Source organism: Bradyrhizobium erythrophlei (assembly GCF_900129425.1).
Taxonomy (GTDB): domain Bacteria; phylum Pseudomonadota; class Alphaproteobacteria; order Rhizobiales; family Xanthobacteraceae; genus Bradyrhizobium; species Bradyrhizobium erythrophlei_C.
In genome coordinates, this window is the sequence record NZ_LT670817.1 from 6,584,503 (window position 1) to 6,601,740 (window position 17,238).

The following is a 17,238-nucleotide window of genomic DNA, read 5'->3' on the forward strand; positions in this document are numbered from 1 at the left end:
AGGATAAGTTCAACGCGGCGCAACGACGTGCTAGCTCTTACCCTCCCCTGGAGGGGGAGGGTAAGAGCCGGGACCGCACTGAATGCCTCCAACGCCCCTGATCGCATTTGCGCATGTCGGCAAGAGCTTCGACGGCGGCCGCCGCGCGAAGCCTGTTTTGGCGGTGGACGACGTCTCGCTCGATGTCGCCGAGGGCGAATTCCTCGCCATCGTCGGCGGCTCCGGTTCCGGCAAGACCACGCTGCTGCGGCTGGCAAACCGGCTGATCGACGCGGACTCGGGCCGCATCACGATCGAAGGCGAGGATGTGCGCGCGGTGGATGCGATCGCATTGCGCCGCCGCATCGGCTATGTGTTCCAGAGCGGCGGGCTGTTTCCGCATATCAGCGTCGCCGGCAATATCGGGATCACGCCGAAGCTGCTTGGCACCCCGGCGGCGGAGATTTCCGCTGGGGTCGACGAGTTGCTCGACCTGGTGCGGCTCGATCGCACGCAACATCGCGACCGCCTGCCCCAGGAGTTATCGGGCGGGCAGCGCCAGCGCGTCAGCGTCGCCCGGGCGCTGGCGGCGAAACCGCGGATCGTGCTGATGGACGAGCCGTTCGGCGCGCTCGATCCCCTCACCCGCGACGCGCTCGGCGACGACTACCTCGCCTTGCACCATAAGCTCGGGCTGACCACGGTCATGATCACCCATGACATGACCGAAGCCATCCTGCTCGCCGACCGGGTCGCGGTGATGCGCGCCGGCCGGCTATTGGCGCAGGGCACGCCGGCAGAACTCTCCGATAACGACGATCCTTACGTCGGCGAACTCCTGCACACGCCGCGCCGTCAGGCCGAACGGCTCAGCACGCTGCTGCCGCGGGATGGCGCGGCATGAGCTTGTTGTCCGATCCGCGCTGGGGCGAGGCGCTGGCGCATCTGCCCGACTATCTCGGCAATCATGTGCGTGTCAGCGTCACCGCACTGACGCTCGGCCTTGCGGTCAGCCTGCCGCTCGCCGTCACCGCGCGCAATCGTCCGGTGATGCGCGGCGCGCTGCTCGGTTTTGCCAGCATCGTGCAGACGGTGCCGGGGCTGGCGCTGCTGGCGCTGTTCTATCCGCTGCTGCTGGCGCTCGCGTCATTGTCGCTCGCCTGGTTCGGATTTGGCTTTTCCGCGTTCGGGTTCCTGCCCGCGGTCCTGGCGCTGGCGCTCTATTCCATGCTGCCGGTGCTGCGCAACACCATCACCGGCTTGCGGGGCGTCGACCCCGCGATTCTGGAGGCCGCGCAGGGCGTCGGCATGACGCCGCAGCAGTCGCTGTTCATGGTCGAGTTGCCGCTGGCGCTGCCGGTGATGATGGCGGGCATCCGTACCGCGGCGGTCTGGGTGATCGGCACCGCGACATTGTCGACCCCGATCGGCCAGACCAGCCTCGGCAACTACATCTTTGCGGGGTTGCAGACCCAGAACTGGGTGTTCGTGCTGTTCGGCTGCCTCGCCGCAGCGGTGCTGGCGCTCGCGGTCGATCAATTGCTGGCGCTGATCGAGATCGGCATTCGCGACCGCAGCCGCCTGCGCGCGATATCGGGCGGCCTCGGCATCGCGGCGCTGGTCGCGGCCACGCTGGTGCCCTCGCCGGCGCGCTCGCCTTCGAGCTATATCGTCGGCGCCAAGACCTTTGCCGAGCAATATGTATTGTCGGCGCTGATCGCACAGCGGCTGCGGGCGGCGGGCCTGCCGGCCAGCACCCGCCAGGGCCTCGGCTCCAACGTGATTTACGAAGCACTGGTGGCCGGCGATATCGACGTTTACGTCGATTATTCCGGCACGCTGTGGGCCAACCAGTTCCACCACAGCGATATCAAGCCGCGCGAAGAATTGCTGGCCGAGTTGAAGGCGACGCTGGCGCAGAAAAATGTCACGCTGCTGGGCGAACTGGGGTTCGAGAACGCCTACGCACTGGTGATGTCGCGAAAGCGCGCCGGGCAACTGGGCATTCACTCGATCGCCGATCTCGTATCGCACGCGCCGGCGATGTCGATCGCGGCGGATTACGAATTCTTTTCACGTCCCGAATGGGCCGGGCTGCAGAAGACCTATGGATTATCGTTTCGCACGCAGCGGCAGATGCAGCCGGACTTCATGTATGCCGCGGTCGCCTCCGGCGAGGTCGATGTGATCGCGGGCTATACCAGCGACGGGCTGATCGCGAAATACGATCTGGTGGTGCTCGACGACGTCAAACACGCGATACCGCCCTACGACGCGATCGTGCTGCTGGCGCCGAAACGCGCCTCCGATCAGGCGCTTCGCACCGCGCTGCAGCCGCTGCTCGGCCGGATCGATATAGCCGACATGCGCGAGGCCAATCTGCGCGCCGCCGGCGGCGACGGCGAGTCGTCGCCGGACGCGGTGGCGCGCTGGCTCTGGAAGAAAATCGAGAAGCAGTAAGGAATGATCCCTGAACTTGGATCGGCACGGCCGCGTGCTATAAATATGAATCAGATCAGGAACGCGTTATTCCATGACATTTGTTGATCGCGCCGTCCGCCGCATTTTCTTCGCGATAGCGCTGAGCGGGCTTGCACTCACAGCTTCGCACCATCAAGCCCGCGCGCAAACCCATTATCCGGACAAGGCCGTGCGCATCGTTCTGCCGTTCGCGGCCGGCGGGGTTGCCGATACGACCGTGCGCATCATTGCGGAGAAACTCGGCGACAAGCTTAGGCAGCGCTTCTACATCGAGAACCAGCCCGGCGCCGGCGGCATCGCCGCGGCTCGAACGGTGATCTCATCGGCCCCCGACGGCTATACCCTGGCGCTGTTGTCCAACGGCACCGCGATCAGCGTCTCCCTGTTCGGCAAGCTGCCGTTCGATCCCTTGAGGGATTTCGAGCCGATTTCCAGCCTGGGATTTTTCGATTTCATCTTCGCCACCGGTGCTGCTTCCGAATTCAAGACGCTCGGCGACTTCATCGCCGCCGCCAGGGCAAAACCGGGCGCGCTGAATGTCGGGACCATCAATATCGGCAGCACGCAGAACCTGTCCGCCGAGTTGTTCAAGACGGCAGCCGGAATCGATTTCACCATCGTCCCGTATCGCGGAACCCCCGAGGTCGAGGTGGCGCTGCTGCAGGGTAACATCGCGCTGATGATCGACAGCTATTCTTCGATGAAGGGCAACCTGGCCGACGGGAAATTCCGGGCGCTGGCCTCGTCAGGTCCGGCGCGCTCGGCAAGCACGCCTGACATCGCCACCGTGCATGAAAGCGGCGTCGCCGATTACGACGTGGTTTCCTGGAATGCCCTGTTTGCCCCGGCCGGCACGCCGCCCGAGATCGTCAAGACGCTCAATGGCGCGTTGCAGGACATACTCGCCGATGCTGACGTGAAAAAGCGGCTGATCGAACTCGGCATCGAGGCCAAAGCCAGCACGCCGCAGGAAATTTCAGCCCGGCTCAAATCCGACATCGACAAGTGGCGGAAGGTGATCGAGAAGGCCGGAATTCCAAAGCAGTAACCGGGTTGCCCCATCAGGAGATCGTTTCACATGACTGCGATGTCGACCAACCCCAGGCACTGGACCGTAGGCCTCGTCGGCTATGGCGAGGTCGGGCGCATTCTCGCCGAGGACCTGCGCAGGCAGGACGTGAGGGTCACCGCCTACGACCTCAAGCTCGGCAACAATCTGGCCGGCGGCTTGCGCGATCACGCCTCGCAGCACGGCGTGGCGCTGGCGGCTTCCCATGCCGATCTCGCCGCGCAGGCCGACTTCATCGTATCCGCGGTCACGGCGAGCCAGGCCGTATCGGTCGCGCAGGCCTGCGCGCCGGCGGTGAAAGCGGGCGGCTGGTTTCTCGACTTCAATTCGGCATCGCCCGGCGCCAAGCAGCGCGCGGCGGCGCTGATCGACGGCAACGGCGGCCGCTACGTCGAAGGCGCCGTGATGACGTCGATCCCGCCGTACCGCATCAAGGTGCCGCTGCTGCTTGGCGGTGCCGGTGCCGCCGAACTCGCACCGTTGCTCGTGGCGCTCGGCTTCAACGCCAAGGTGGCGAGCCAGGAGCTCGGCGTCGCATCGGCGGTCAAGATGTGCCGCAGCGTGATGATCAAGGGCCTGGAGGCGATGGTGATCGAAAGTTTCACCACCGCGCGGGCCTACGGCGTCGAGGACGCGGTGCTGGCCTCGCTCAAGGAGACCTATCCCGGCATCGATTGGGAGAAACAGGGCGCCTATTTCTTCCAGCGCGTGATCGAACATGGCCGGCGCCGTAGCGAGGAGGTGCGCGAGGTGGCGGAAACCGTGCGCGAGATCGGCCTCACGCCATGGTCGGCGGAAGGAACCGCCGAACGCCAGGCCTGGGTCGCCGACCTCGCCGGTGAGGGCCTGTTCGGTCCGAAAGGGTCGGAAGCGTTTGCGCGCAGCCCGGACTGGCGAACCGAGGCCGACCGCATCCTCACCCACGTCAAGCCTGAACACGTCAAGCCCGGACACGGCAAGCCGAAGAATTGAGTGATCGCGCCGATGCCATTTCAGAAGACGCCCGGCTGGCTGGACTGGTACACCGGTCCCTCGAAGCCCCGATTCAAGGTACCGGCCGGCGCGGTGGATGCGCATTGCCATGTGTTCGGCCCCGGAGATGAATTCCCCTACGCGGACGAACGCAAGTACACGCCCTGCGACGCTTCAAAACAGCAGTTGTTTGCCTTGCGCGACCATCTTGGCTTTGCGCGCAACGTGATCGTGCAGGCCACCTGTCACGGCGCCGACAACCGCGCGATGCTCGATGCGCTGGCGCACAGCGGCGGCAGAGCGCGCGGCGTCGCGACGGTCAGGCGCGACGTCGGCGATGCCGAGTTGCATGCGATGCATGACGCAGGCGTCCGCGGCGTCCGCTTCAACTTCGTCAAACGCCTGGTCGATTTCACGCCGCGGGACGAGTTGATGGAGATTGCCGGCCGCATCGCAACGCTCGGCTGGCATGTCGTGATCTATTTCGAGGCGGTCGACCTGCCGGAACTGTGGGGGTTCTTCACCGCGCTGCCGGCCACCATCGTCGTCGATCATATGGGCCGGCCCGATGTCTCAAAGCCGGTCGATGGGCCCGAATTCGAGCTGTTCATGAAGTTCATGGCGCAGCACCCGAGCGTGTGGTGCAAGGTCAGTTGCCCGGAACGGCTGTCGATTTCGGGGCCGCCGGCCCTCAACGGCGAACCGAACGCCTACCGCGACGTTGTCCCGTTCGCCCGGCGCATCGTCGAGACGTTTCCGGATCGCGTGCTCTGGGGCACCGACTGGCCGCATCCCAATCTCAGGGACCACATGCCCGACGACGGCCTGCTGGTCGACTTCATCACGCACATCGCCGCGACACCGGAACTGCAGCGCAAGCTGCTTGTCGATAATCCGATGCGGCTTTATTGGCCGGAACAATCCTGACGACCGCGGCGGTTTCGTGCCCACCGTTTCTGGAGCATGATGGCTTTGACTGCTTCAGGCGCCGCGCTCACACGCCGGCTATCTGAGACACCGCTTGGCTTCTTCAATTTTGGTTTCCGATACGCCGTGGCCGCGTGCCCATTGCTCGGCGGCTGCTTCCCCGTACAGTTTTACGGCCTCGCGAACCGCCGGACAGGCTACGCGGCTTAATAATGCGACCCGATGATTGGGTGCCTTTTCCGCGGCATGGGCCGGGGCCCATAGAACGACGGCTATGCAGATGGCTGTTATTTTCATTGAACCACAGATCGTTCTGCATCGCTGAAGCGATCCAGCTGAAATGGTGAGAGGGGGCTTGAAGAGGGAACTTAATGCTCGCCGCCAGCGAGGTGTTTTTCGATCACGGCTTGTCCCGCGCGATTGTCGCGTCTTTATGACCGCCAGGCGACACTAATGTGGGCGGGGAACCCGGTCTGCGTTCAATCCGGCGCGTCGAGCCGGGTCCGGATGCGGCTGGCCAATTCGTGGAATGAGAACGGCTTGCCGATCAGGTGAATACCGGGATCGAGCCGGCCATGGTGAACGATTGCATTCCTTGTATATCCGGTCGTGAACAGCACCTTCAGTTTCGGCTGCCTCCGGCTTGCTTCATCGGCAAGCTGCTGACCGTTGGTGCCGCCCGGCATCACCACATCGGTGAACAGAAGATCGACATGACGATCGTTGCCGAGAACCTCCAGCGCCTCGGCGGCGCTCGCGGCTTCCAGCACGCGATAGCCGAGTTCGCGGAGGCTTTCGGTCGTATAGGCGCGCAAGGAGTTATCATCCTCGACGACAAGAATGCTCTCCAGGCCGATCGCGCGCGCAGCGCCGGATGGGACGTCCTCGGGCTTCATCGAATCGGATTCACCCCGATGCCGCGGAAGATAAATCTTCACGGTCGTGCCCTCGCCGGCCTCGCTGTAGATTTTCACGTGACCGGCCGACTGCCGGACGAAGCCATAGACCTGACTAAGGCCAAGACCCGTGCCCTTGCCGATATCCTTGGTCGTGAAGAACGGCTCGAACGCCTTCTCCAGGGTGGGTTTGTCCATGCCTGCGCCGGTGTCGGCTATCGCGATCATGACGTACTGGCCTGACATCACCGGCTCGGCAATGTCCCCGACATAGGCTTCGTCGAGATAGCAGTTCGCGGTTTCGATCGTCAGCTTGCCGCCGTCCGGCATCGCGTCGCGGGCGTTCACTGCCAGATTGAGCACCGCATTTTCCAGCTGGTTGGAGTCGGCGAATGTGAGCCAGAGGCCGCCGGCCAGCACGGTTTCCAGCGCCACCGCTTCGCCAAGCGTACGGCGAAGCAGTTCACAAATTCCGGCCACGAGTTTGTTGGCGTCCAGCGCCTGCGGTGCGAGCGGCTGCTGCCGCGAAAACGCCAGCAGCCGGCTGGTGAGCGTGACGGCGCGGTGCGCACCCTGCAGCGCCATGTCCCTGGCGCGCGCAATTCGGGTCGCAGCCGGTGATCCCGGCAACATCGGTATCTGCCGTCCGATCGCCTCCAGTCCGCCAACCACGATCGTCAGCAAATTGTTGAAATCGTGCGCAATGCCGCCTGTCAGTTGGCCGACGGCCTCCATTTTCTGCGCCTGCCGCAGAGCTTCCTCCGCCTTTTGCCGCGCCTCGAATTCGGTCTCCAGTTCGCGGGTCCTTTCCCTGACCCGTTCTTCAAGGGTTTCCGTGAAGGCGCGAAGCTGGACCATCGCCCGCTTTTGCTCGGTGACGTCGACGTTGACGCCGACAACGCGCTGCGGACGCTGCCTGTCATCGTAGAAGATGATGTTGCGGGCTTCGATCCATCTGAGCGCGCCGTCGCTGGCGCGGGTGATGCGAAATTCCGCATTCAGTTCGCGCGCGCCTGCCTCGAATGCGCTTTCGATCAGCTGGCTGACCCGAATTTGGTCTTCCCGGAAGATGCACGCGCGCCAGCTCTCATACCGGCCGTCGAAACCCGCCAGCCCGTACAGCGACAGGAATTTCGGCGACAGCCGGACCGTCCCGGCAGGAACTTGCCACTCGAAGATGCCAAGGCGTCCGGCCTCCTCGGCCAGGCCCAATAAATCCTCGCTCTCCCGCCACCGGGAATCGCCGGGTCCCGCATCGCCGTCGCCGGGAGCGTCGCCATCGCCGGATCGGCCATGTTCGAAATTGCTCACGGAGAACCTGTCATCCGCCGAGAACGCGCTTGGCCTCGGTCATTGCCTTGAGTTTGCCGAAAGCGGTGCGCTGCGGCAAATGATTGAGGCCGCAGGAGCTGGTGACGATGGTCTGCTCCGGGGCGAGCCACCGATATTTCTGGATGCGCTCGGCAACAAGTTCACCGCTTTCGACCTTCGGATCCTGCACGTCGACCGCGCCGACGCCAAGCTGCTTGTTACCGAGCAGACCTTCATAATGGTGCGTCATGTCGTATTCGATCAGAAACGATGAGCATTCGATTCCGCAAATCTTGTCGGCCTTATATCGGCCGTGGTCGAAATACCGATGCCCGATCTGGCCATCGTACTCCTTGCCGACGGCATAGTTGCCCTGGCAGACATGCACCGACACGTGAATGTCCTTGGGCAATCCCTCGATCGCCATGTTGATGGCTTCGACGGCGGCCTCGACTTCGTCTTCTTCGCAAATCGTGAAAAGCGGCTCGTCGAGCTGGATGTTCTTGCAGCCGGCATCTGCCAGCATCTTGAAATTATGACTCAGCAGCTTGCCGAGATCGACCGTCATCTTCTTGATGTCGTGGTAGTGCTCGTCATAGGCGACCTTGGCCAGCATCAGCGGCCCCGTCATCGTCACCTTGACCGGGCGTTGCGTCAGCGCCGAGACTGTTCTGAACTCGTCGACAAGCCCGAGATCGATGTTGTCGGCAATCTTCGTCCGGCAAGTGGCGGCGGGATGAAACACGTCGGGGTCATGCTTGGTGATCGGCTTTGGTTGTGTGGAGCCCTGAAACGCGGGAATCTTCTGCCAAAAGAAATTCAGCATGGCGTTCGGCGGCGAGTGGCGGTTGTGGGTCCGCCGATGCATTTCCCCGCCGGTAATGACATCGATGTTCGCGATCTCCTGATCCAAAATCGCGGCCTGGCTGGCGCGGTACTGGGCGTCCGCCATCGACGCCATCGACAATTGGCCAACCGCAACCAGCCGATCGAGCGCCTCGTACCAGTCGGGTACGCTGTGCGCGCCCACCACGGTCGTTGCGTATTTGGGATATTTCATTCTTTGCACACCTGCTGACGGCTCCGATCAACTTGGGCCAAAGCCCTATCAATAGCAACGTCGATCGAGCCGGACGTCAATGACTGACCTCCGGGAAGTGCGCCGGCCGGGGGTGGAACATAATACAGCGTTACCGGATTGCTTCGTCGATCCCGGCTTTGCCATCAAGCAAGCACGGCTGGTTCCACGCACCGTGTTCCCACGGCACACTCAGGCGAATGCGGTCGCGAGGAACGCGGCAAGGATGCCGCCGATCAGCAGATATTTTACGGCGTAATAGACGCGCTTGTTCCAGGCCTTCATGCGCTTGCCTACCAGCCGCACCTGGTAGATGTAGCCGAAGATCCGGTTGAGCCAGCCGACGCGCTCGCCCTCGACGTTTTGCGTCGCGCTTTCGTTGATGATGTGGCGGCTGACCCAGCGGTTGACCGCGGTCATGGCGCGGGTGCGCAACGGACGCTCGACGTCGCAGAACAGGATGATGCGGTCATCGCTGGTGGTGTTCTCGGCGTAATGCAAATAGGTCTCGTCGAACAGCAGGCCCTCACCTTCGCGCCAGGAGTAAGGCTCGCCGTCGATGAAGATGCGGCATTCGCCCGGCGTTTTCGGCACCAGCAATCCCAGGTGATAGCGCAGCGAGCCGGCATAGGGATCGCGGTGCTGCACCAGACGGCCTCCGCTCGGGAGGTTGGCGAACATCGCACCCTTGACGGTCGGGATCGCGTTGAGCAAAGCCACCGTCTTCGGGCAGTTGGCGACCGCCGACGGCAACGCTTGCTCGTACCACTTCAGGTAGAACCGCTTCCACCCCGTCCGGAAGAACGAGTTGAAACCCCAGTCGTTGTATTTGTCGGCGGCCTTGATCTGGCCCTGCGCGAACAACGCCAGCGCCTCCTCGCGGATCACCCGCCAGTTGTCGCGAAGCAGCGTGAGCTCGGGGACCGAGTCCAGTCGCAGGATCGGCTGGTTCGGCACCGCCGAGAACATGTACATCAGCACATTGTAGGGCGCCATGATGGTGGAATGGTCGGAGACCTGACGCCAGAAGCCGAGCCGTACCTTGCCGCGGAAATGCACGGCGATAGCTGAACCGAGGAAGGCCCAGACCACAAGGAATTGCGGTGCGAAAAGGCGCATCACCATGACGGCAAATACCGATTCAGCAATGGCCGCATGATAGCAGAGTCGGACGGGTGCTCAAGGCGGCTGAGGCCTTTTGCTTCGCCGGAACCTAAGTCCGGTAGCCTACAGACCGTGCGCCAGCCCGGCGGCGATCAACCGCCGGTTGAACCGGCGGCCCTCCGCGCCGTCCTTGCAGGCATAAAAGACGCCCTTGCAGCGCAGCATGATCTTCTTCTGAGCCCGGCAACCTTACCGGCCGCCGCCAGTCGGCCCGAACCGCAAACGGCACCGCTTTCCGTTCAGGCCGGGGGCATCAACCCGAGACGCTTGGCGATGATCCTGTCGACCATGCGTTTCGGCAGCACGGCGGTCATCAAATGCCGCATCGGATCCGGGGTGATCTGGTAGCGCACCTTCGGGTGGGCCGACGTCAGGATGTCAGCAATCGCTTCCGCGATCTTCTCCGGCGGCAGTCCGCCTTCTCCGAGTTGCAGCATGAATTTGCGAATCCGCTCCAGCGCCGGGAAGAACGGCGAATTGCTGTAGCCGGAAACGTCGATTTCTTCGGCCTTGGCCCAGATCGGCGTCTTCACCGCGCCGGGCGCGACGATGACGACATCGATCCCGAACAGCATCATTTCGCGGCGCAGGCTTTCGGAAAGGCCTTCGATCGCAAACTTGGACGCCGCATAGGCGGACATCAGCGGGTTGCCGCTTTTCCCCGCCACCGAGCTAATCATCACGATCTTTCCGCGTGGCCCTCGCAGCGAGGGATCGGATCCGAGCAGCGGGCCGAAGGCCTGCGTCGCGATGATCGGCCCGATGACGTTGACGTCCATCTGGCGGCGGAATTCATCGGCGGCGAGTTCGAGCACCGGCCCCGCGACCGCGATGCCGGCATTATTGACCAGCCCCGTCAGCGTTTCGCCGCCCAGCGCCGCGCGGACTTCGCGGGCGGCGGCCAGTACCGCGGCCTCATCGGTGACATCGAACAACAGCGGGGTAAAATTGGCGCCGAATTCGCTCCTGAGGCGGTCGGCGTCGGCCTGCTTGCGCACGCTGCCGAACACGCGAAACCCGCGCGCAACCAATAGCTTCGCGGTGGCCCAGCCGATGCCGGTGGACGCCCCGGTGATGACAACGGATTGCATGCTCGATCCTTGCTTCGTCGCTGACGCTGCTCGCAGTGACGACGATAGCACCTCAGGTAGACAAGTGCACCTTCACGCCCGCGACGCCCGCAGTTCTGTGGAGCCCCATTTAACGGAGCCGCACGACTGGGCCCACGCTTCAATCCTTAGTCTTACATTGCCGGGAGCCGCGCCGCTAATTCGCTCTCGCGGGACGTGTAAATACCGTCTACGTTACTCTGAGGTGAGGACCAGGTGACCGGCCCGTCGCGCGCTGCGGCGATCCAGTTTCAGTAATAGCCGGTAAACCCGGATCTCGCAAGGCGTGCCGATTACGGATGTACTACCTAAAGTAGGGAAAAAGGAGTTACGAAGAAAATGAAACTATCGAAAACGAGTGCAGCTTGGCTGCTCTGTGCCGTGATGGTGTCGATCATGGGTGTGCCGTCAAAAGCGCTAAGCGCCCAGCCGGACATCGTGGTTACCGAACAGGACAACGGCAAGGACATTACGCTGCACGGCAGCCAAAGGCTGATCATCCGCCTGCCCTCGACGGGCCCCTTTAGCTGGTCGGCGTTGATGACGCCGGACGATTTGTTGGCCTTCACAAAGGCGCCTGCGCCGGAAAAGAAAAAGAAGAACGGCGACGCGATGCCGATGGTCGGCGGCTCCCACGATCAGGTACTGGCGTTCCGTGCGGCCGAATTTACCGAGAGTTCGAGCCAATGGTTCCAGCTGATCTTCTGCCGGGCGCCATGCGATCTGAAGGATCCCTCGGCAAAGATCTTCAAGCTGGGAATCACGACCCAGAAGAAGTGAGCAGCCGTCCGCGTTCTTTCTAGAGCAAGATGGTTTTAATCTGAATCGGTGTGCCCTTCACCTCTCCCCAGCGGGGAGAGGTCGATTTGCGCAGCAAATCGGGTGAGGGGGTGCTGCACCAACGATAGACCGGAACCCCTCACCCGGCGCTACGCGCCGACCTCTCCCCACGGGAGAGGTAAAGTTTCCGCTGCGTCCTAGCTCAATCTAACCTCATCTCATCACGCTCTTACGACTTGAACAGGATTCTCTTTTTCGTCGTGGCCGGGCTTCGTCCCGGCCATTCACGTCTTTTCTTGCCCTGGGAGTTGCAAAGACGTGGATGCCCGGCACAAGGCCGGGCATGACGAGCTTTGCTAAACGCTCTGCACTTCAAACGTGGATCAAGCTCAGTTCTTGGTCTTGTCGACCAGCGCGCCCTTCTTGATCCACGGCATCATGTCGCGGAGCTTGGCGCCGACTTCCTCGATCGGGTGCTGCGCGAGCTTGGCGCGGGTCGCCTTGAACGAGGTCTGGTTGACCTTGTTTTCCAGCATCCAGTCGCGCGCAAACTTGCCGGACTGGATGTCTGACAGCACGCGCTTCATCTCGGCCTTGGTCTCGGCGGTGACGATGCGCGGGCCGGTGACGTATTCACCGTATTCGGCGGTGTTGGAGATCGAGTAATTCATGTTGGCGATGCCGCCTTCATAGATCAGGTCGACGATCAGCTTGACCTCGTGCAGGCACTCGAAATAGGCCATCTCGGGCGCGTAGCCGGCTTCGACCAGGGTCTCGTAACCGCCCTTGATCAGTTCGACCAGGCCGCCGCACAGCACGACCTGCTCGCCGAACAGATCGGTCTCGCATTCTTCCTTGAACGAGGTCTCGATGATGCCGGCGCGGCCGCCGCCGATCGCCGAGGCGTAGCTCAGGCCGAGGTCATGGGCGTTGCCCGACGAATCCTTCGAAATCGCGATCAGGCAGGGCACGCCGCCGCCGCGCTGGTATTCCGAGCGCACCGTGTGTCCGGGACCTTTTGGCGCGATCATCAGCACATCGAGATCGGGGCGCGGGTCGAGCAGGTTGAAGTGCACGTTGAGGCCGTGGGCGAACACCAGGGCGGCGCCCTTCTTCATGTTGTCGTGTAGATGCTCGCGGTAGATGTCGCCCTGCAATTCGTCGGGGGTGAGCATCATCACGAGGTCCGCCCATTTGGCGGCCTCGGCGACTTCCATCACCTTGAAGCCGGCGGCTTCGGCCTTCTTGGCCGACGCCGAGCCCTTGCGCAGCGCGATGGCGACGTCCTTGACGCCGGAATCCTTCAGGTTCAGCGCATGGGCGTGGCCCTGGCTGCCGTAGCCGACGATGCAGACCTTCTTGCCCTTGATCAGGTTCAGGTCGGCGTCGCGATCGTAATAAACACGCATGGTCATTTCCTTTTATTGTGCCGGAGTTGGCCGATTGATGAGGCGTTGGGATGGCTTGGGATCGCCGGTCGCCCGCAAATTCCGGCGTGGTCTAATGCATTTTTGACCTGAGGGGAAACCCGTTTCTGCATGGCGCAATGCCGCATCATGCCTCCATGAAGACCGGAAAGAGCGAGGCCAGCAGCAATATCGCCATCACGATATTGAACACCCGGACCACCCGCACAGATGTGAGCCAGGGTCGCAGCGCACTGCCGAACAGCGCCCAGGCGACGCACGACATCGCTCCCATCCACAGGCTTATGGCGACCTGGATCAGGATATTCCAGGGAAAGCTGGCAATCGCCGCATAGGCGGTGATGGTTCCGATCACCATCACCCAGCCCTTGACGTTGACCCACTGGAAAATCGCCGCGCCCCAGAATGTCATGGGGCCCCGCGCGTTGTCCTGTCCCGATGCAACCGGCCCGGACATCGCGATCACGGCGGCGAGATAGACCAGATAGAGGGCGCCGGCATACTTCAAAATGGTCTGCAGCACCGGATAGGTGATGAAGATGGTCCCGAGGCCAAGCCCCACCGCGCCGACCATGAAGGCAAAACCGATCACGATACCCGCGACATGCGGCAGCGTGCGGCGAAAGCCGTAATTCAGTCCCGACGACAACAGCATCACGTTGTTCGGCCCCGGCGTGAAGAACATCACGGCGGCGAACACGACGAAGGCGATGAAAAGCGGCTGTGTCATGGGTAGGCTCAGGCGATCTTGGGCAGGGCTTTTTCAGGCACGTCTTGCGGCCGCTTCGACAGCAGCATGACCGCGATCCCGGCGACCACGATGACCATTCCGGAAAGCCGCAGCGGACCGAAGGTCTCGCCGAAAACAACCGTGGACGCCGCGGAGCCGACGAACGGCACCAGCAGCGCGAACGGCACCACCTGTGCCGCGGTGTAATCCCGCAGCAGCCGGCCCCACAGCCAGTAGGCGATGCTGGTGGAGATCGCGCCGACGAAGAGCATGCTGACCCACCCGGTCAGCGACATATGTACAAGCGCGCTCCACGTCGCGCGCGGCCCATCGACGGCAAACGCCAGCGCCAGCAGCGGCAACGGCGGCACCAGGCAGAGCCAGGCGAACAGGTCGAACATCGGCACCTCCCTCGCCTGCCGCAGCAAGAGATTGCCGATCGCGAAACTGACCGGCGAAATCATCAGCACGGCAAAGGCGCCGACGCTGAAATCGAAACCAACGGTGCCGCAGATCATCAGCAGGCCGATCGCGGCAACACCAATGCCGGCGATCTGCATCCGCGTCGGAATTTCACGAAACGCCAGCACCGCGAACGCCACCGTAAACAGCGCCTGGCTCTGCACGATGACGCTGGCGAGCCCGACCGGAACGCCATGCGCGATCGCCCAGGACTGCGCCAGGAACTGGCCGAGAAACAGCGTGGCACTGATCGCGATCAGCACGCGCCACGGCACGTTCGGCCGGCGCACGAACAGGCACGGCAGCGCGGCAATCGCAAAGCGCATCGCCGTCATCAGCGCCGGCGACAATTCGTCGAGCGCCAGCCGGCTCGCGACAAAGGCGAGCCCCCAGATCACCGCCACCGCGACGGCAAGGCCGACATCGAAAGGCTTCATCGACGTCTAGCTCTGCTCGGCGGGTTTCGGTTTGCGCAGCAGATAGGTGCCGTGCAGCGGCGCGTGGTAATCGGCCGAGACCAGCGTGAAGCCGGTGTCGGTCAGCAGCCGCTCGATCACCCAGCCGAAGGTCGAATATTCGTCACGCATATGGGTGACGACGCTGTCGCGCGAGAAGCCATGGTTCTTGATGTTGAAATCGGCCCACGCCTCGACATCCCGCTCGGGTCCGTCCGGCATGCTGGCGAAGACGATGTCGCGCAGGAAGAAGCTTGCACCCGGCTTCAGCGCACCAAAGATCCGCGCCAGCGCCACCGCCTTCCAGAAATCCGGCAGATGATGCAGCGCGAACTCGCTGACCACGAGGTCATACGAGTTGGGCTGATAAGCGAAACTCAATAGTCCTGCCGACTGGGTGCGGATCGCAACCCTGCGGTCGCGCGCCTGGATTTCCGCCAGCGCCAGCATCGCCGGCGAAATATCGATCGCATCGACCTCGGCGCCCATCAGCGCCGCCTCGCAGGCCAATACGCCATTGCCGCAGCCGATATCGGCCACCCGCCAGCCACGCTGCACGCCCAGCATGGTCAGCGCCGCACGCGCCCGCAGGTCGCGGTCGTCACCGCGGTCGTAGATCGAAGCAACCGCTGTATCGAGCCCGATCTGCCGCCGCTCGTTGTAGTACCAGTCGCGCGCCAGCATGGTTCACATCCCCTCGGGCCCGCGGCCGATCGCGGCGACGCCGGTGCGTGACACCTCGACCAGGCCGAGCGGGCGCATCAGGTCGATGAACTGGTTGATCTTGGCGGAGTTGCCGGTGATCTCGAACACGAAGCTTTCGGTGGTGGCGTCGATCACGCGGGCTCGAAACGCTTCCGCGAGCCGCAGCGCCTCGACCCGGTGCTCGCCGGTGCCGCGTAGTTTCACCATCGCCAGCTCGCGTTCGATCGAGCGGCCGGACAACGTCATGTCGACGACGCGATATACCGGCACCATGCGGTCGAGCTGGTGCTTGATCTGCTCGATCACCATCGGCGTCCCCGTGGTGACGATGGTGATGCGGGAGAGGTGCTTCTGGTTCTCGGTCTCGGAGACGGTGAGACTCTCGATGTTGTAGCCGCGCCCCGAAAACAGCCCGATCACGCGCGCGAGCACGCCGGGCTCGTTCTGCACCAGTACCGAAAGCGTGTGCGCCTCGGTCGGTTCGTGGCGCTCTTCCATGAAGTAGGCGGATGCGGGCTGGTTCATCTTCGTTTCCCATTATTCCTCGTCGTCATGCCCGGCCTTGTGCCGGGCATCCACGTCTTCACTCTTGATGCGAAGGAAGACGTGGATGGCCGGGACAAGCCCGGCCATGACGGCCTCCTTCTCAAATAACTCACGCCAGCACCTTGCCGCCGGCGGCACCGACGGCTTCCGCGGCGACCCATCGCTTGAACAGATCGAAATCAATGTTGCCGCCGCTGAGCACAAGGCCGACCCGCTTGCCGCGAATTTTCAGCTTGTCCTGCAGGGCGGCGGCGAGCGCGGCGGCGCCGGCGCCTTCCGCGAGGTTGTGCGTATCGGTCCAGTAGGCCCGGATCGCAGCGGCGACCTCGCCGTCGGTGACCTGCACGATGCGCGAGGCGCCCTTGCGAATGATCGCAAGGGCGTCGGGATCGGGAACGCGCGTCGCCATGCCATCGGCCAGCGTATTGCTGGTCTCGGTCGTCACCACCGTGCCGGCGGCGAAAGACAGCGCGTAGGACGGCGCTTCGGTGGATTGCACGCCGACGATTTCGGTGGTCAGCCCGAGCAGGTCGCGCGCCAGGATGCAGCCGCAGATGCCGGAGCCCTGTCCGATCGGAACATAGAGCACATCCAGGTCCGGCGCCTTGCGCAGCAGTTCGAGCGCGTAGGTCGCAACCCCCATCACCAGATCGGGATGGAACGACGGCACGAATTCGAGCCCATCAAGCCTGGCGCGGCGTTCGGCCTCCTCGCGGGCGGACTGAAAATCCTCGCCGTGTTCGACAAGGGTGGCACCGAAAGCCCGCATGGCGCGGTTTTTCTCGACCGAATTGCCTGACGGCACGTAGATCGTCACCGGCACGTGGTAGCGGCTTCCAGCAAAGGCAAGGCTCTGGCCATGATTGCCCCGCGTTGCCGAAATCAGCCCGGCGATATGCGGCCGCTCGCGCTTCAGGCGGTCGAGATAGACCAGCCCGCCGCGCACCTTGAAGGCGCCGATCGGCGTATGGTTCTCATGCTTGACGATCACGCTCGCGCCGAGCCGTTCCGACAGCAACGGCCAAGCGCAGGCCGGCGTCGGCGACATCGCCGCTCCCACGATGGCATGCGCGTGTTCCAGTTGGGCCAGGTTAAACATCGACATGTCCCGCATCACCATAGCTCGTCATCCCCGCGAAAGCGGGGA

Annotated in this window: 16 protein-coding genes; 6 read left to right on the plus strand and 10 right to left on the minus strand. The window is 63.2% G+C overall.

Going from position 1 to position 17,238, the window contains the following annotated elements; translation table 11 throughout:
• Positions 1 to 82 precede the first annotated feature (82 nt).
• The 5 genes from B5527_RS31425 to B5527_RS31445 all read left to right on the plus strand — a co-directional run bounded on the left by B5527_RS31425 (position 83) and on the right by B5527_RS31445 (position 5,428).
• Positions 83 to 883 carry an ATP-binding cassette domain-containing protein gene (locus B5527_RS31425; RefSeq protein ID WP_079604967.1) on the plus strand — a complete coding sequence of 267 codons (801 nt, stop codon included), beginning with the start codon at positions 83 to 85 and terminating at the stop codon, positions 881 to 883.
• Entirely contained in the window at positions 880 to 2,439 is a 1,560-nt protein-coding gene (locus B5527_RS31430) for an ABC transporter permease/substrate-binding protein (RefSeq protein WP_079604968.1), read from the plus strand. The genes B5527_RS31425 and B5527_RS31430 overlap by 4 nt, the downstream gene beginning before the upstream one ends.
• A gap of 73 nt (positions 2,440 to 2,512) precedes the next feature.
• Complete coding sequence (locus tag B5527_RS31435; RefSeq protein WP_079604969.1) at positions 2,513 to 3,508, plus strand: Bug family tripartite tricarboxylate transporter substrate binding protein; 996 nt, start codon at positions 2,513 to 2,515, stop codon at positions 3,506 to 3,508.
• Positions 3,509 to 3,538: 30 nt separating this feature from the next.
• Complete coding sequence (locus tag B5527_RS31440; RefSeq protein WP_425305039.1) at positions 3,539 to 4,501, plus strand: NAD(P)-dependent oxidoreductase; 963 nt, start codon at positions 3,539 to 3,541, stop codon at positions 4,499 to 4,501.
• Between the two features lie 12 nt (positions 4,502 to 4,513).
• Entirely contained in the window at positions 4,514 to 5,428 is a 915-nt protein-coding gene (locus B5527_RS31445; protein WP_079607652.1) for an amidohydrolase family protein, read from the plus strand.
• Between the two features lie 479 nt (positions 5,429 to 5,907).
• Here B5527_RS31445 and B5527_RS31450 read toward each other — a convergent pair whose 3' ends face one another.
• From B5527_RS31450 to B5527_RS31465, 4 genes are all read right to left on the minus strand, one after another.
• Positions 5,908 to 7,635: a PAS domain-containing hybrid sensor histidine kinase/response regulator gene (locus tag B5527_RS31450; RefSeq protein ID WP_154072625.1), complete on the minus strand. Its 1,728-nt coding sequence runs from the start codon at positions 7,633 to 7,635 to the stop codon at positions 5,908 to 5,910.
• Between the two features lie 10 nt (positions 7,636 to 7,645).
• The gene (locus tag B5527_RS31455; RefSeq protein WP_079604970.1) at positions 7,646 to 8,695 is read right to left on the minus strand and encodes a hypothetical protein; all 1,050 of its coding nucleotides are present in this window, start codon (positions 8,693 to 8,695) and stop codon (positions 7,646 to 7,648) included.
• 210 nt (positions 8,696 to 8,905) lie between these two features.
• Positions 8,906 to 9,838 carry an aspartyl/asparaginyl beta-hydroxylase domain-containing protein gene (locus tag B5527_RS31460; protein WP_079604971.1) on the minus strand — a complete coding sequence of 311 codons (933 nt, stop codon included), beginning with the start codon at positions 9,836 to 9,838 and terminating at the stop codon, positions 8,906 to 8,908.
• Positions 9,839 to 10,116: 278 nt separating this feature from the next.
• Positions 10,117 to 10,968 carry an SDR family oxidoreductase gene (locus B5527_RS31465; protein WP_079604972.1) on the minus strand — a complete coding sequence of 284 codons (852 nt, stop codon included), beginning with the start codon at positions 10,966 to 10,968 and terminating at the stop codon, positions 10,117 to 10,119.
• A 357-nt stretch (positions 10,969 to 11,325) separates the two neighbouring features.
• Between B5527_RS31465 and B5527_RS31470 the strand changes: the two genes are divergently transcribed.
• Positions 11,326 to 11,766 (plus strand): hypothetical protein, encoded by a 441-nt coding sequence (locus tag B5527_RS31470; protein ID WP_154072626.1) that lies wholly within the window; start codon positions 11,326 to 11,328, stop codon positions 11,764 to 11,766.
• Between the two features lie 389 nt (positions 11,767 to 12,155).
• Here the strand turns inward: B5527_RS31470 and ilvC are convergent, their stop codons facing one another.
• From ilvC to B5527_RS31500, 6 genes are all read right to left on the minus strand, one after another.
• On the minus strand, positions 12,156 to 13,175 hold the full coding sequence (ilvC, locus tag B5527_RS31475; RefSeq protein WP_079607654.1) for a ketol-acid reductoisomerase: 1,020 nt from the start codon (positions 13,173 to 13,175) through the stop codon (positions 12,156 to 12,158).
• 145 nt (positions 13,176 to 13,320) lie between these two features.
• Positions 13,321 to 13,923, minus strand: a complete 603-nt coding sequence (locus tag B5527_RS31480) for a LysE family translocator (protein ID WP_079604974.1) — start codon at positions 13,921 to 13,923, stop codon at positions 13,321 to 13,323.
• An 8-nt stretch (positions 13,924 to 13,931) separates the two neighbouring features.
• Positions 13,932 to 14,822 (minus strand): EamA family transporter, encoded by an 891-nt coding sequence (locus B5527_RS31485; protein WP_079604975.1) that lies wholly within the window; start codon positions 14,820 to 14,822, stop codon positions 13,932 to 13,934.
• A gap of 6 nt (positions 14,823 to 14,828) precedes the next feature.
• Positions 14,829 to 15,524, minus strand: a complete 696-nt coding sequence (locus B5527_RS31490) for a class I SAM-dependent methyltransferase (RefSeq protein WP_079604976.1) — start codon at positions 15,522 to 15,524, stop codon at positions 14,829 to 14,831.
• 3 nt (positions 15,525 to 15,527) lie between these two features.
• Positions 15,528 to 16,070: an acetolactate synthase small subunit gene (ilvN, locus tag B5527_RS31495; protein WP_079604977.1), complete on the minus strand. Its 543-nt coding sequence runs from the start codon at positions 16,068 to 16,070 to the stop codon at positions 15,528 to 15,530.
• A 130-nt stretch (positions 16,071 to 16,200) separates the two neighbouring features.
• Positions 16,201 to 17,190, minus strand: a complete 990-nt coding sequence (locus B5527_RS31500) for a threonine dehydratase (RefSeq protein WP_079607655.1) — start codon at positions 17,188 to 17,190, stop codon at positions 16,201 to 16,203.
• Positions 17,191 to 17,238 lie beyond the last annotated feature (48 nt).